This window comes from Achromobacter sp. ACM03 (assembly GCF_014851665.1).
Taxonomy (GTDB): domain Bacteria; phylum Pseudomonadota; class Gammaproteobacteria; order Burkholderiales; family Burkholderiaceae_B; genus Achromobacter; species Achromobacter aegrifaciens.
In genome coordinates this window covers 423,389-436,722 of sequence record NZ_JACVAD010000002.1, presented here as the reverse complement: position 1 = coordinate 436,722, position 13,334 = coordinate 423,389, and the positions used below count along the sequence as shown (strand labels likewise).

The window sequence follows — 13,334 nt, the reverse complement described above, 5'->3', positions numbered from 1 at the left end:
GCGACGACGGACGACCTACGAAGCGCTTATGCGCTACAGCACACTCGAAATCGCATCCCGCGCCTGATGAGACAACTCCAGCCGCGTAGGCAAACTCCCGTCCGGATGCCGCGCCGCCAACGGCGGCAGGAACACCACTTCGACGGCCAGTCCGGTCACCCCCAGCACCCGCCAGAGATTCGCGACCAAGGACTCTTCGCCAACGAACGCCGCGTAACCGCTGCGCTTGCCATGCTGCAGGAAGCGCAAGGCCACGGGCTGGATCTCGACGGCGGCCGAACGCGCCGGCTCGAACAGGCTGGCGTGGAAGGGCAGCAGTTCGAAACCCTCGCTCGTCGTGCCTTCGGGGAACAGCCCCACCGCGTCGCCCTGCTTGAAGCGGGCTTGCATGGATTCACCCATGGCGTGCACCGCGTGGCGCTGGCCGCGTTCGATGAAGAGCGTGCCGGCGCCGGCCACCAGCCAGCCGATGATCGGCCAACTGCGGATTTCGCTTTTGGCGACGAAGGACGTGGCGCGCGCCGAGTTCAGCACGAAGATGTCGATCCAGGACACGTGGTTGGCCACCAGCAGCACCGGACCGGTCAGGCGCGGCTCGCCCTTGAGGACGACCCGCAGGCCACAGAAAGCCATCAGGCAGCGCGACCAGCGGCGGTTCAGCCAGGCACGTGATTTGGGGCCGATCAGGGGATATACCAGGCCTACACACAAGAGGCCGAAGAGAATCCAGGGCACCACGAGGAACAGCCTAAGGACAAAGCGCAGCAGCTTCAAACCGGAGTCTCCCAGGCCAGGCTGCCACCTACCACGGTGGCGCGTACGCGGCCGGGCAGCATCATACCCGCGAACGGGGTATGGCCGCTGCGGCTTTGCAGCGCGCCGGGCATCGCCAGCCATTCGGCTTCCAGATCGGCCAGGCACAGGTCCGCTGACGCTCCCACGCCCAGATGGCCGGCGGATGCGGCCAGCGGAGAAACGCTGGCCAGCACCGCGGCGGGGCCGCAAGTGACCCGCGCCAGTGCTTCGGGCAGAGGTCGGCGGTGGTCGCGCGCCCACTTCAGGGCCAGGGACAGCAGCAGCTCCAGTCCGGTAGCGCCGGGCTCGGCCAACGGGAACGGCACGGCTTTGGCGGCGTCGTCGATCGGATTGTGATCGGAGCACAGCGCATCGACAGTGCCGTCGGCCAACGCGGCCTGGATCGCGTCGCGATCGCGCTGGCCGCGCAGCGGCGGGTTCAGGCGGAAGTCCGTGTTGAAGAAGCCGATGTCCACGTCAGTCAGGTGCAGACTGTGGACGGACACGTCGGCCGTGACCGGCAGGCCCTCGCGCCGGGCGGCGCGCAGCAGTTCCAGGCCAGCGGCCGAGGACAGCCGCGTCAGGTGCACGCGCGCGCCGGTGGCGCGCTGCAGTTCAAAAATGGTGTGCAGGGCCACGGTTTCCGCCTGCGGCGGCAGCCCTTCGAGGCCCAGGCGCTCGGCGTAGGCGCCGCTTGCGGCGACCGCGCCGCGCGCAAGCCACGGATCCTGTGGTCGCAGCCACAGCGCCAGGCCCATGCCGCTGGCGTAGCGCATCGCGCCCCAGAGCACGCGCGTATCGGCGATGCCTTGTTCGCCGTGCGTGTAGGCGAGGCAGCCCGCCTGCGCCAGCAGGCCCATCTCGGCCAGCGTTTCGCCGGCCAGTCCCACCGTCATCGCGCCCAAGGGATGGACGCGGCATTGCCCGGCCTCGGCGTGGCGCATCAAGGCCTCGGCCTTGCCGGGTTCATCCAGCGGCGCGCCAGGGTCCGGTGGCAGCACCAGCCGGGTGACGCCACCGGCAAGCGCCGCGCGCAGTTCGGCAGCGGCGAAGGCCGCCGCGCCCGGTTGCGTGACGCGCGCGGACAGATCGATCAGGCCCGGCAACACCGCCAGCCCGCTGGCGTCCAGCGAGCGATCCGCTTGAAAACCGTCGGGCGCGCGGCCCACGGCGACGACGTGGCCGTCGGCGATGTAGAGGTCGTGCTGTCCGTCCACCGCGTTGGCGGGATCGATCAGCCGGCCATTGGCGATATGCAGCCTCACGACGCGTCTCCGGTCAGCAATTCCAAGGCGGCCAGACGCAGATGCTGCTCGATGTCCTCCAGCCGCGCCTCGATGGGCGCCAGGCTGGCCGACACATCGCCGTCGACCTCGATGGCGGGCGTCAACACGCCCGCCGGCAGCAGCAGGGCATCGGAGCGGGCCGCGGCCAGGGCATCCGGCGTCAGGCCGTAGGCCTGCGCGTATTCGCGTGCGGAAGGGAGTTGCGCGCCGCTGATGCCTTCCACTTGCAAGGGCAGCGCGATGATGACGTCTGCATCCTGCAAGCCCTCGCGCAGCGAGGCGCAGGCGCGCACGCCAAGCTGCGGCAGTCCGTCGGGCAACAGGGTGCGCGGCGCGGCGGCGCGGACTTCGGGCACGCCCAGCGTGGTCATGGCATGGATGACGGAACGCGCCACGCGCGAGTGGCGGATGTCGCCCACCAGCGTCACAGCCAGGTTGGTCAGGTCCTGCCGCGCGTCGAGCATGGCTTGCACCAGCGCCAGCGCGGGCAAGGGATCGGCGTGGCAGCCGTCGCCTGCGTTGAGGATGCGCAGGCCCGGCGCCGCGTGCGCGGCCGCGCAATGCGCCGCGCCGCTGGCGCCATGGCGCAGCACCAGCAGGCCCGGGGCCAGGCGCGAGACGGTTGCGGCCAGCGCGTCGCCGGCCTGCGGATCCAGCATGACCGCAGACAGCGACACGCGCTGCGCGGCGGCGGCAAAGGCATCGCGGTCTTGCGTGGACTCATCGGGCAGGCACAGGAATACCGGCATCGCGGACGACGGGCCGGCTGGCGCCTCTCCCGTTGTATCGCCGCGCGCCGCCCACGCGCGCGCCGCGTCCAGCAGCCGTTCGACGTGCCTGCGGGGCAGCCCTTCGGTGGTCAACAGGTGTATCAGTTCGCCGCGGCGATCGAGTTGCGGATTGAGCATAGGCAGTCCGGACCGCGTGCATCAAGCCGCAGGCAGGGTGTCCAGGTATCGTTGCAGGATAACAGCCGCCGCCATCGCGTCGTCCGCCGCATGGGTGCCCAGCAGGCGCTGCGCCTCCATGCTGGAACCGCGTTCGTCGACCAGTTCGACGGCGAGGCCGAAGCGGCCGTGCAATTGATTGGCAAAGCGGCGGCAGCGCGCGGTGGCGGGTTGCTCGCCGCCGTCGGCGTCCAGGGCCAGACCCACCACGACACGGTGGGGCTGCCACTCCTGCAAGAGCGCCGCGATGCGGCCGAAGCGCGCCTCGCGGACTTCGCTGAAGATGATTTCCAGCGGACGCGCCTGGCGCGTCAGCGTATTGCCGATGGCGATGCCGATCTTCTTCTCGCCGAAATCGAAGGCAAGCAGGGTCTCTTCAGGCATGTCCGGCATCGCCCGCCAGCATCACCGGATCGATGCCCAGCAGCTTCAGCGCGGCCGGATAGCGTTCCTCGGGGGGCACGTCGAAAATGATGTCGTCGTCAGCGCCCACGCTGAGCCAGGCGTTCTGCGCCATCTCGCTCTCGAGCTGGCCCGCGCCCCAACCGGCATAACCCAGCGTGACCAGCATGCGGGCCGGCCCCTTGCCGTCGGCCACGGCCTGCAGCACGTCGCGCGAGGTGGTCAGCGCCATGTCGCCCAGCTTGATGCTGGAGCTGTAGTCGCCGGCCGGCGCGTGCAGCACGAAACCGCGGTCGGTCTGCACCGGACCGCCAAAGAAGACCAGGGTGTCCTTCACGGGACCGATTTCGAGTGTCAGGTCGATGCGCTCGAACAAGGTGCCCAGCGTCAGGTCGGTGGGCCGGTTGATGACCAGGCCCAGCGCGCCACGTTCGGTGTGTTCGCAGACATAGATGACCGAACCCGCCAGGCTGCCTTCCACCATGCCGGGCATGGCGATCAGGAACTGGTTGGCAAAATTGGCTGCCTGCGTCGCGGCGTCTTCGTGATGTTTTTCCGTCATGGCAACCCCTACATGGGTAATCTGAAAGAACCGTGGGGAGGCCGCGCGTATCCAGCAAGCATCATGCCTGGCGGCAGTCGGGTCCACGGTTGCGAGGGATGGGGCCTAGCCCCATCTTACGAGCCTTGGCGGAATATGTCGGCGCTATGGCCTCAGATTTCCATCAATTCGAAGTCCTCTTTGCGGGCGCCGCATTCAGGACAGACCCAGTTCGGGGGCACGTCTTCCCAGCGGGTGCCGGGCGCAATGCCTTCGTCGGGCAGGCCGGCCTCTTCGTCATAGACCCAGCCGCAAATCAAACACATCCAAGTACGCATAGTTCTCTCTTACATCAATCCAGGCCCTTGCCCGGCATCAGGGCAAAGGTGAGGGGCTTCCATTAGAATGGGGACAATCTTACCGAAACCCAATAGGGGTTCCCCTGATTCACCGCAAATGAGTCCGGGCGCCCCCCCACTCTAACGCTGTCCAAGTGGCCCCCGTTACTCCCCCTCTCGTTTTGGTCTTCGGTCCGCTCGATCCCTCGGGTTCCGACGGCTTGCCGGCAGATGCCGTCACTTGTGCCGGCCTGGGTTGCCATGGCCTCGCGGCCGTGACCGCGCTGACCGTGCGGGATACCGCCGGCATCGAAGAAATCCATCCCGTTACACCCGACCTGCTGGACGATCAGGCGCGCTGCCTGCTCGAAGACATGTCCGTGCAGGCCATCAAGGTGGGCGGACTATACACCGCGGAAACCGCCAGCGTCGCAGCGCAGATCGCCGCCGATTACAGCCAGGTGCCGCTGGTCCTGCATCTGGGCCAGCGCGCCCAGCCGCCGGCCGACGCCGCCGACGAGGACGATGCCGACGACCTGCTGGCCGCCACCCTGGAGCTGGTGCTGCCGCAGACGGACCTGCTGATCATCGAGCACCTGCGCCTGGCGCAGTGGCACGCCGACGGCGACATTGATATCGGGGACGCACCGACACCCATGCACGCCCTGCTGGCGGCGGGCGCGGAATGGGTCCTGGTTCTGGGCAGCCCGCAGCGGCCCGGCCACTACGCCAACATGCTGCTAGGCCCCAACGGTCAGACCGCCACCCTGCCCTGGCAGGCGCCCCCGGACCGCAACGGCGACGCCGGCGGCGTGGCCGCCACTGCCATCGCGGCCATGCTGGCTCGCGGCCTGGAAATGCCGGAAGCCGTGCGCCAGGGGCTGGCGCACGCCGACGCGGCAGTCGCCGCCAGCTTCCTGCCGGGCATGGGCCGGCGCATTCCCAACCGGATTCCCTCCCAATGAAAGCGCTGCGCTTCCCCACTGGCCTGTATGGCGTCACCCCCGAATGGGACGACACCGATCGCCTGCTGCTGGCGGTGCGCCAGGCCGCCGCGGGCGGCATGCGCTCGCTGCAGCTGCGCCGCAAGAATGTGCCTGACGCCGTGCGCGCCGCCCAGGCCCGAGCGCTGGCGCCGCTGTGCCGCGAGCTGGGCGTAGTCTTCCTGATCAACGACGACTGGCGCCTGGCGCTGGAAGTGGGCGCCGACGGCGCGCACGTCGGCCGCGAGGACGAAAGCCTGGCGCGCATCCGCGCCGAGGCCGGTCCCGACCTGATCCTGGGCGGCTCCAGCTACGACGACCTGGGCCGCGCGCAGGAACTGCTGGCCGCGGGCGCCGATTACATCGCCTTCGGCGCCATGTATGCCTCCACCGTCAAGCCCGACACCGTGCGCGCGCCGCTGTCGGTGCTGACCGAAGCCCGCCGCCTGACGGACACCTGCGACGCCCCCCGGCCCGCGGTCGTCGCCATCGGCGGCATCACGCCCGACAACGCGCCGTTGGTGGCCCAAGCGGGCGCCGACGCCATCGCCGTCATCACCGCGCTATTCGAAGCGCCCAGCATCCGCGCCGCCGCGGCCGCATGCTCCGCGCCCTATTCCGCAAACCCCAACCGCAAGCCTTGAACGCCATGTCCAGTAACGCTCAGCTTTTCGAACGCGCCTGCCGCAGCATCCCCGGCGGCGTCAACTCGCCCGTGCGCGCCTTCCGCTCCGTGGGCGGCACGCCGCGCTTCATCAAGCGCGCGCAGGGCCCGTACGTGTGGGACGCGGAAGACAAGCAGTACATCGACTACGTCGGTTCCTGGGGCCCGGCCATCCTCGGCCATTCGCATCCTGAAGTGGTGCGCGCCGTGCAGGACGCGGCGGTCAACGGCCTGTCCTTCGGCGCTCCCACCGAAGCGGAAATCGAGCTGGCCGAAGTGCTGATCTCGCGCCTGCCCTCGCTGGAGCAGGTGCGCCTGGTCAGCTCGGGCACCGAAGCGACCATGACGGCCATCCGCCTGGCCCGCGGCGCCACCGGCCGCGCCAAGATCGTGAAGTTCGAAGGCTGCTACCACGGCCATTCGGACAGCCTGCTGGTGAAGGCGGGCTCGGGCCTGCTGACCTTCGGCAACCCCAGCTCGGCCGGCGTGCCGCCGGAATTCGTTTCGCACACGCTGACCCTGGAATACAACAACCTGGACGCCGTGCGCGAGGCTTTCGCCCAGCATGGCGCCGACATCGCCTGCATCATCGTCGAGCCGGTCGCCGGCAACATGAACCTGATCAAGCCGGCCCCTGGCTTCCTGGAAGGCCTGCGCGAGGTCTGCACGCAGCACGGCGCGCTGCTGATCTTCGACGAAGTCATGACCGGTTTCCGCGTCGGCCCGCAAGGCGTGCAAGGCCTGACCGGCGTCAAGCCCGACATCACCACGCTGGCCAAGGTGATCGGCGGCGGCATGCCGGTGGGCGCCTTCGGCGGCAGCGCCGAGATCATGAAGCACATCGCCCCGCTGGGCGGCGTCTATCAGGCCGGCACGCTGTCGGGCAACCCGGTGGCCGTGGCCGCGGGCCTGGCCACGATGCGCCTGATTGCCGCGCCGGGTTTCTACGACAAACTGTCGGCCCAGACCGCCAAGCTGGCCCAGGGCCTGCAGGAACGCGCCCGCGCCGCGGGCCTGGCCTTCTCGGCCGACTCGGTGGGCGGCATGTTCGGCATCTACTTCAGCGATAAGGTCCCGACCTCGTTCGCCGAAGTCTCGGCCTGCGACACGGCGGCGTTCAATCGCTTCTTCCATGCCATGCTGGACCACGGCGTGCACTTCGCGCCGTCCGCCTTCGAAGCGGGCTTTGTCTCGGCCACGCACGACGACGCGGTGATCAAGTCCACCCTGGACATCGCCGAAAAGGTCTTCGCGTCCATGTAACGACGCCGGGGAGCCGGCCCGCGGCCGCTCCCCTTCAAGGCGCCTTGTAGTGCTCGTACAAGGCGGTCACATCCCGCACGTACGCCTGGGTTTCCGCATAGGGAGGCACGGCGTCATATTTGCGCACCGCCCCTTCCCCCGCGTTATAGGCCGCCAGCGCCAGATCCAGCCGGCCCGGATACTGGTCGATCAGCCGGCGCAGATGGCGCGAGCCCGCGTTCACATTGGTCGCCGGATCCACCAGCGCCGTCTCCACGTCAGCCACTGAAAGCAGCGGCGCCGCGGTGGCAGGCATCAACTGCATCAGGCCCAACGCCCCCTTGGGCGAACGCGCATCGCTGCGAAAGCCCGATTCGATTGCGATCACGGCCCTGAGCAAGGCCTGGTCCACGCCCGACTCCCGGGCCGCCCGGGCAATCAGCCCGTCATGCGCCTGCGGCACCTTCAGGTCTTCCCAACGCTGCGCGCGCGAGGCAGAGGCCAGCGTCACCAGGCGCGCGCCATCGCCGGACTTGGGCTCGCAGTCCAGACAGACCTTCATGCCGCTGCCGCGCCAGGCGGTCCTGGCCTGCGCCCGCTTGTAATACTTGGCGTAACCCGTGGGCACCTTCATCGACCGCCACACGCCATACGGATCCTTGTAGCGATAGATGTCGGCCGCCTGGGCGGAACCGGCGGGCGCCAGGGCCAGAACGCCGCTCACCAGGGCCGCCAGCGCCGCCATGCCCGCGGCGCGCGCCGCGAAGGCGCGCAGGGCCGGCAGGACGGGACAGGGATGGCGGTGCATGGGCGGCTCCGGCGGCGTCCGAAGACGCGGAATCGAGCTCCTATGCTGCTGCGGCAACGCCCTTTTGTCGCTAGTACCGACGCCCTAGTCCTGCCCGGACGGTCCCCATCCCAGGGGCAAACAGGGGCAGAACTAGGGCATGCGGCGGAATTTGCCCCACCTACTTTCCAGTAGCCTATAACGCTTGGGATAGAATATGACTTAATATTTCCTATGATTACCAAATAATTTCACCTGGCAGAAACACCAGGCTGGAGAGAGGCAAGATGGACGCAGAAAACACGCTCCGGCTGACGCTGGACGCCACGACCAACGTCCTGACGGCGGTCTACACGCCGCCCGCGCGTCCCGACTCGGCGGATTCCGCCCTGGCGCCCGCCTCGCCAGCCGAGACAGACGGCGCAACCGCCCTGGACACCGAGGTCAGCGTCGCGGTCGACGACGACGAACCGCGTCCCAACGTCAATGCCGACCTGCCCAGCTGGGACACCCTGGCAGCGGCGGCCGTCGCTCAGGGCTGGGGTGCCGAGGCGCTGGACAGCCAGGCCGTCCTGACCTTCATCGACCTGTGCCGCCACGCCAACGAAACCGTGAAGGCCCCGGTCGGCCAGGTCATCGACGGCTCACTAGAGCTGGAACTGGACGCCGAGCGCATGTCCGCCCTGCTAACCCTGCTCCCGCCCAAGGGCGGCAAGCCCGTCACGTTGGAAGCCGTGCGCCAGGTGCTGGCCGAACGCGGCATTGTCCACGGCATCCTGGAACAGGAGCTGATCGACGCCGTCACGCAGGGCCGGCGCGAAACCACGCAGATCGCCCGCGGCACGCCGCCCACCCGCGGCACCCCGACGCGCTTCGAAAGCCTGCTGGACCGCCTCAAGCCCCGCGGCCAGGATATCGACGAACTGGCCCAGGTCGACTACCGCGACCTCGGCAGCCTGCTGCTGGTCACGCCCGGCATGCCACTGATGCGGCGCACGCCGCCCCTGCCCGGCGTGGACGGCAGCACCGTGCTGGGCGAACCGATCCTGCCCAACGAACTGCCTGACACGCCGTTCGCCAGCGACCTGTCCGGCGCCGCCGTCGACCCGGAAGATCCGCTGCTGCTGCGCGCCACCATCGCCGGTACGCCCACCCTGGTCAGCCACGGCGTGCAGGTCAATCCGCTGGTCGAAGTCGACGCCGTCAACCTCAGCACCGGCAACATCCATTTCGAAGGCTCGCTGCTGGTGCGCGGCGACATCGCCGCCACCATGGAAGTCCACGTGACGGGCGACGTGATGGTCAACGGCACCATGGAAGCTGCGCTGGTCGAGGCCGGCGGCAACGTCACGGTCAAGGGTGGCATCATCGGCCTGGCCGAAGCCCTGCAAGACGCCACCGCCGCCGCGCGCACCGCGCGCGTCGTCTGTGGCGGCGCACTGCGCGCCAAGTTCATCGAAAACGCCGTCATCAGTGCAGGCAAGGATGTAGACGTGGAGCGCGAAATCCGCCAGAGCAGCATCGCGGCCGGCGGCAGCGTCAACGTCGGCCCGCCCAACACCCAGCAAAGCGCCATCACCGGCGGCCAGACCCGCGCCATGCAGGCCGTACGCGCCGGCACCATTGGTTCGCCCTCGGGCATCCCGACGCTGGTGCAGGCCGGCCTGGATCCGCATGCCGACATCAAGCGTTCGGCATTGGCGCGCAAGCGCCAGAAGATGCACGAGGAAAAATCCAAGCTGGAGCAACTGCTGATGTTCCTGAAGGCCAATCCTCAACGCGCCCCGGGCGACGTAGCCGACCGCGCCCGCAACACCCACGTCAAGCTCAGCCAGGACCTGCTGGCGCTGGACGCGGAGGAAGCCCAGCTGGTGCTGGACCTGCAGCCCCTGGCCAGCGCCACCATCCAGGCCGCGCGCCGCTTCTGCGGCGGCGCGACGATCCAGGTGGGCAACAAGGTGCAGGAATTCCTGGAAGACCAGATCGGCGGCAAGGCCGCCGTCGAAGAGGGGCAGATCGTCATCCGCTGATCCTGCCCGCTGGCGCCCTCAGGGCGCCAGCTCCTTGAACCAGGCGCGCGGCGAAATGCCGCGGTCCGGCCCCAGGATGGAAAAGCCGCCGTCCACGGGTATGTCCACACCCGTCATCCACGAGGCCGCGTCGGAGCAGGCGAAGCACACGGCCGCGGCGATCTCCTCGCCCGACCCTACCCGCCCCAGCGGATGGAAATGCGCGCCCACCGCGTCCGCCGCCGGACGCGAACCGCCCGACAACTGTTCCACCGACGGCGACCAGGTCCAGGCCGGCGACACCGCCAGCACGCGCACGCCGGCCGGCGCCAGCTCCACCGCGAAGTTCTTGGTGATCTGCAGCAGCGCCGCCTTGGACGCCGGATAAAGCGCGCGCCCGGCCGCGCCGAACTTGCCGCCGGTGCTGCCCATGTTCACCACCACGCCGCCGCGCGGCAGCAGCGGCGCAGCCAGTTGCGTGAAGATGGCCGCCGACACCAGGTTGGTGTCCAGCGTGTTGTGCCATTCCTCGCGCGACGAGGCCAGGCCCCGGTCCGCGTACTGGCAAGCGTTGTTGACCAGGATATCCAGCCGTCCGAAACGCGCCACGGCAGCATCGATGCAGCGCTGTATCTGCGCGTCCTGCCCGATGTCGGTTTCGCAATACAGCGCACGGCCGTCCAGCTCGTCTTCGAGCTTGCGGCCGGCCTCGGCGTTGCGCCCGACCAGCACCACGTTGACGCCAGCCGCGGCCAGGCCGCGCGCGATGTCCGCGCCCAGTCCCTGGGTGCTGCCAGTGACGATGGCGGTCTTGCCGGCCAGCCCGGGAAAGCCTGTGAAATCCATGATGAATCCTTGATCAATGAGGCGCGGCGGCCCAGCGCACAGCTTCCGCCACCGGCCCGGTTTGCGCAATCAGGCGCATGCTGGCCAGCGACGCGTCGTGCACCGCCGGGTCGGCGGACGCGCATGCGTCCTGCGCCACCATGACCTCGAAGCCGATGTCGGCCGCATGGCGCACCGTGCCCTCCACCACCGAATGCGTGGCGACGCCTGCCACCACCAGCCGACGCGCGCCCAAGAGCCGCAGGGTCTCTTCCAGCGGCGTGCCGTAGAAGGCGCTGATGCGGGTGTGCTTCACCACGAACTCGCGCGCGCTGCCGGCCAGCGGCTGCAGCCCCTCGTAAAACGCGCTGCCCCACTGCCCCTCCGGCACCGCGCCGATGGCGGCCACGTTGCGGAAGATGGGGCAATTGGCCATCAGGTCGGCGTAATCCGGCCGGAATGCGATGCGCACGTGCACGATGGGCAGATCATGCGCCCGCGCCCCCGCCAGCAGGGCCGCCGCGTTGTCCAGCAGGCGCTGACGCGCCCCGCTGTCCGCATCCAGGCCGACACGGATCTTGCCCTCGGGGTGCAGCACGTCGTTCTGGAAGTGCAGCGCCAGCACCGCGGCGTCGGTCGCAGTCACACGAACACCTCGAACACGTCGTGCACGTCGTCGCAATTGACCAGATCCACCCGCTTCATGCGGATACGCCAGCTGTCGCCCTCGGCGGCCAGCTTATGGGTATAGCGGCCCGCCAATTGGCGCGGCTGGCGCTTGCGCCATTCGGTCATCTGGAAGGTGGAATGCACCACCAGATTACCGCCGGCGTCCACGCCCTCGATCTCCACCGCGCCCACCAGCCGCGCGCTGCGCGTGGGCGGCTGCTGCGACCAGTTGCGCGGATGCTCCAGCCGGCGGATGCGCACGTCGCGCAGCATGCGGTCTTCCCAGAACAGCGAGATGTGGTCGTAGGGGCTCTGCTGGCCCGCCGTGCGCGGCATCCAGTACATGCCGTCGGCGGTCCACAGCGCCTGCCAGTCCTCGTAGCGGCGTTCGTCCAGCAGGCGGGCCTCGCGGTACAGGAACTGCGCGATGCGGTGATAGGCGTCGGCCGGGACCTCGGCCGGCGACAGGCCTTCCGTGCTCACGTCGAAATCAAGGTCTAGCAGCATGAGCGGTCTCCGGTGGCGGCTTCGGCGGCGGCGGGGCCGGCTTCCATATAGGTCTTCCAGGCGTCGAACTGGTTGCGCATGGGCAGCTCGCTGGTGCCGTTGACCGACACCAGGCCTTCGCTATCGCTGCGGTCGCTGCCGTGGTAGCGGTGCATGCTGACCCATTCACCGCCTCTCGTGGCGTTGCCTTCCTGGCAGCGGTTGTAGAGTTCGATGTCGTCCGGCATGACGTTGGACGAAGGCGAGTTAATGACGTTGGCGTACAGCATGGCGCGCTTGAAAACGCCGTCCGGCGCGCCCTTGCAGCGGAAGGTCTGGATCTCGATCATGGTGCGGTCGACGGCGATGGGTCGGATCACGCGGAACTGCTGGAACACCGTGTGGGGCGAGCCGCTGCCGTAGATCACCGTGTTGTGGCGGTTCATGCCCAGGATCTCGCGGGCGCGCGTCTCGCCATAGGCGGCGGTCAGGGTTTCGAAATGCGCGCGCGACACCGGGTCGCGCTCGGCCGCGCCCGGATTGAAGATGCCTTCCATGTAGCCGTGGCCGTTGGGATAGGCGCGCAGCTCCAGCTTTTCCCAGAATTCGTAGGGTTCGCCGTTGCCGTCCATGATGTGCAGCTCCAGCGGCATCTCGCCCATTTCCTTGGCTTCGTCGCGGGCCGCGGCATACGACGATTCATGCGTGACGCGGGCATGCATGGTGTCGTGCAGGTTCTCGTAGAACACCTTCCAGTTGGAACGCTGCATGACGCGGAAGATGCCACCGGCCACTTCCACCTCGCCCACCGGCGAACGGTCGCAGAGATTGTCGATCGACGAGCGCACGCCGCCCAGGAAGTCTTCCAGCGCCGGGCCGTCCTTGGCCTGGCTGGCGAACACGAAGCCGCGATAGCTTTCCACGCGCGCCACCCGGCGCATCGAAAAGGACGGATCGGCGGGATCGTAGGCCGTACCCTCCAGCCCCTGCTTCAACGGCACGCCCAGATGGCTGCCATCCAGCTTGAAGGTCCAGGCGTGGTAGGGGCAGCGGAAGAACTTGCCGACGCAGCCCTCGCCGTCCGCCACTACCTTGGCGCCCTTGTGCGGGCAGCGGTTGTACAGCACATGCACGCGGCCGTCGGTGGCGCGCACCATCAGCACGTCCTGGTCGCCCAGGCGCGTGGTGTGGTAGTCGCCCGTCTTGGGCACCTGGCTTTCGTGCCCCACGTAGATCCAGGCGCGGCCATAGATCCGCTGCATCTCCAGGTCGAAGATGGCGGGGTCGGTGTAGACGCCGCGGTGCACGCTGTCGCCGCGCACCATCGCGGCCAATTGCTCTTCGGTGTATGACATGTCCG

At 68.7% G+C, this 13,334-nt stretch carries 15 protein-coding genes; 4 read left to right on the top strand and 11 right to left on the bottom strand.

Annotation, left to right across the window (positions count from 1 at the left end):
* Positions 1-33 precede the first annotated feature (33 nt).
* The 6 genes from IB257_RS10305 to IB257_RS10280 all read right to left on the bottom strand — a co-directional run bounded on the left by IB257_RS10305 (position 34) and on the right by IB257_RS10280 (position 4,309).
* Positions 34-774, bottom strand: a complete 741-nt coding sequence (locus IB257_RS10305; protein ID WP_054459385.1) for a 1-acyl-sn-glycerol-3-phosphate acyltransferase — start codon at positions 772-774, stop codon at positions 34-36.
* Positions 771-2,060, bottom strand: coding sequence for a dihydroorotase (locus IB257_RS10300; RefSeq protein WP_192492255.1), 1,290 nt, complete (start codon positions 2,058-2,060; stop codon positions 771-773). Before IB257_RS10300 ends, IB257_RS10305 begins: the two co-directional genes overlap by 4 nt.
* A complete protein-coding gene (locus IB257_RS10295; RefSeq protein ID WP_192492254.1) occupies positions 2,057-2,989 on the bottom strand; it encodes an aspartate carbamoyltransferase in 933 nt (310 codons plus the stop codon). Before IB257_RS10295 ends, IB257_RS10300 begins: the two co-directional genes overlap by 4 nt.
* Before the next feature lie 21 nt (positions 2,990-3,010).
* Complete coding sequence (gene ruvX / locus IB257_RS10290) at positions 3,011-3,412, bottom strand: Holliday junction resolvase RuvX (protein ID WP_054459420.1); 402 nt, start codon at positions 3,410-3,412, stop codon at positions 3,011-3,013.
* Positions 3,405-3,992 (bottom strand): YqgE/AlgH family protein, encoded by a 588-nt coding sequence (locus IB257_RS10285; protein ID WP_054459390.1) that lies wholly within the window; start codon positions 3,990-3,992, stop codon positions 3,405-3,407. The genes ruvX and IB257_RS10285 overlap by 8 nt, the downstream gene beginning before the upstream one ends.
* 152 nt (positions 3,993-4,144) lie before the next feature.
* The gene (locus IB257_RS10280) at positions 4,145-4,309 is read right to left on the bottom strand and encodes a rubredoxin (protein ID WP_003814980.1); all 165 of its coding nucleotides are present in this window, start codon (positions 4,307-4,309) and stop codon (positions 4,145-4,147) included.
* Positions 4,310-4,464: 155 nt separating this feature from the next.
* Here IB257_RS10280 and IB257_RS10275 point away from each other — a divergent pair, with 155 nt between their 5' ends.
* The 3 genes from IB257_RS10275 to hemL are packed head-to-tail and all read left to right on the top strand — an operon-like array spanning position 4,465 to position 7,219.
* Positions 4,465-5,274, top strand: a complete 810-nt coding sequence (locus IB257_RS10275) for a bifunctional hydroxymethylpyrimidine kinase/phosphomethylpyrimidine kinase (RefSeq protein WP_119452196.1) — start codon at positions 4,465-4,467, stop codon at positions 5,272-5,274.
* Entirely contained in the window at positions 5,271-5,936 is a 666-nt protein-coding gene (gene thiE, locus IB257_RS10270) for a thiamine phosphate synthase (protein ID WP_054459393.1), read from the top strand. The genes IB257_RS10275 and thiE overlap by 4 nt, the downstream gene beginning before the upstream one ends.
* Before the next feature lie 5 nt (positions 5,937-5,941).
* Complete coding sequence (gene hemL, locus IB257_RS10265; protein ID WP_054459395.1) at positions 5,942-7,219, top strand: glutamate-1-semialdehyde 2,1-aminomutase; 1,278 nt, start codon at positions 5,942-5,944, stop codon at positions 7,217-7,219.
* A gap of 34 nt (positions 7,220-7,253) precedes the next feature.
* On the opposite strand, the gene IB257_RS10260 is transcribed toward hemL, so the two are convergent.
* Complete coding sequence (locus tag IB257_RS10260; RefSeq protein ID WP_192352992.1) at positions 7,254-8,006, bottom strand: lytic transglycosylase domain-containing protein; 753 nt, start codon at positions 8,004-8,006, stop codon at positions 7,254-7,256.
* Positions 8,007-8,272: 266 nt separating this feature from the next.
* On the opposite strand from IB257_RS10260, the gene IB257_RS10255 reads away from it, so the two are divergent.
* Positions 8,273-10,015 (top strand): DUF342 domain-containing protein, encoded by a 1,743-nt coding sequence (locus IB257_RS10255; RefSeq protein ID WP_119452195.1) that lies wholly within the window; start codon positions 8,273-8,275, stop codon positions 10,013-10,015.
* A gap of 18 nt (positions 10,016-10,033) precedes the next feature.
* Here the strand turns inward: IB257_RS10255 and IB257_RS10250 are convergent, their stop codons facing one another.
* The 4 genes from IB257_RS10250 to IB257_RS10235 are packed head-to-tail and all read right to left on the bottom strand — an operon-like array spanning position 10,034 to position 13,329.
* A complete protein-coding gene (locus IB257_RS10250) occupies positions 10,034-10,840 on the bottom strand; it encodes an SDR family oxidoreductase (RefSeq protein ID WP_054459400.1) in 807 nt (268 codons plus the stop codon).
* 13 nt (positions 10,841-10,853) lie between these two features.
* Positions 10,854-11,465, bottom strand: coding sequence for a cysteine hydrolase family protein (locus IB257_RS10245; RefSeq protein ID WP_054459402.1), 612 nt, complete (start codon positions 11,463-11,465; stop codon positions 10,854-10,856).
* Positions 11,462-11,995, bottom strand: a complete 534-nt coding sequence (locus IB257_RS10240) for an aromatic-ring-hydroxylating dioxygenase subunit beta (RefSeq protein ID WP_192353785.1) — start codon at positions 11,993-11,995, stop codon at positions 11,462-11,464. Before IB257_RS10240 ends, IB257_RS10245 begins: the two co-directional genes overlap by 4 nt.
* Complete coding sequence (locus IB257_RS10235; protein WP_054459406.1) at positions 11,986-13,329, bottom strand: aromatic ring-hydroxylating dioxygenase subunit alpha; 1,344 nt, start codon at positions 13,327-13,329, stop codon at positions 11,986-11,988. Before IB257_RS10235 ends, IB257_RS10240 begins: the two co-directional genes overlap by 10 nt.
* Positions 13,330-13,334 lie beyond the last annotated feature (5 nt).

Excerpts from the sequence above, each read along its gene's own strand:
- IB257_RS10295 (WP_192492254.1), bottom strand. The coding sequence starts at position 2,989 with ATGCTCAATCCGCAACTCGATCGCCGCGGCGAACTGATACACCTGTTG.
- ruvX (WP_054459420.1), bottom strand. The coding sequence starts at position 3,412 with ATGCCTGAAGAGACCCTGCTTGCCTTCGATTTCGGCGAGAAGAAGATC.
- IB257_RS10285 (WP_054459390.1), bottom strand. The coding sequence starts at position 3,992 with ATGACGGAAAAACATCACGAAGACGCCGCGACGCAGGCAGCCAATTTT.
- IB257_RS10280 (WP_003814980.1), bottom strand. The coding sequence starts at position 4,309 with ATGCGTACTTGGATGTGTTTGATTTGCGGCTGGGTCTATGACGAAGAG.
- thiE (WP_054459393.1), top strand. The coding sequence starts at position 5,271 with ATGAAAGCGCTGCGCTTCCCCACTGGCCTGTATGGCGTCACCCCCGAA.
- hemL (WP_054459395.1), top strand. The coding sequence starts at position 5,942 with ATGTCCAGTAACGCTCAGCTTTTCGAACGCGCCTGCCGCAGCATCCCC.
- IB257_RS10260 (WP_192352992.1), bottom strand. The coding sequence starts at position 8,006 with ATGCACCGCCATCCCTGTCCCGTCCTGCCGGCCCTGCGCGCCTTCGCG.
- IB257_RS10255 (WP_119452195.1), top strand. The coding sequence starts at position 8,273 with ATGGACGCAGAAAACACGCTCCGGCTGACGCTGGACGCCACGACCAAC.
- IB257_RS10250 (WP_054459400.1), bottom strand. The coding sequence starts at position 10,840 with ATGGATTTCACAGGCTTTCCCGGGCTGGCCGGCAAGACCGCCATCGTC.
- IB257_RS10240 (WP_192353785.1), bottom strand. The coding sequence starts at position 11,995 with ATGCTGCTAGACCTTGATTTCGACGTGAGCACGGAAGGCCTGTCGCCG.
- IB257_RS10235 (WP_054459406.1), bottom strand. The coding sequence starts at position 13,329 with ATGTCATACACCGAAGAGCAATTGGCCGCGATGGTGCGCGGCGACAGC.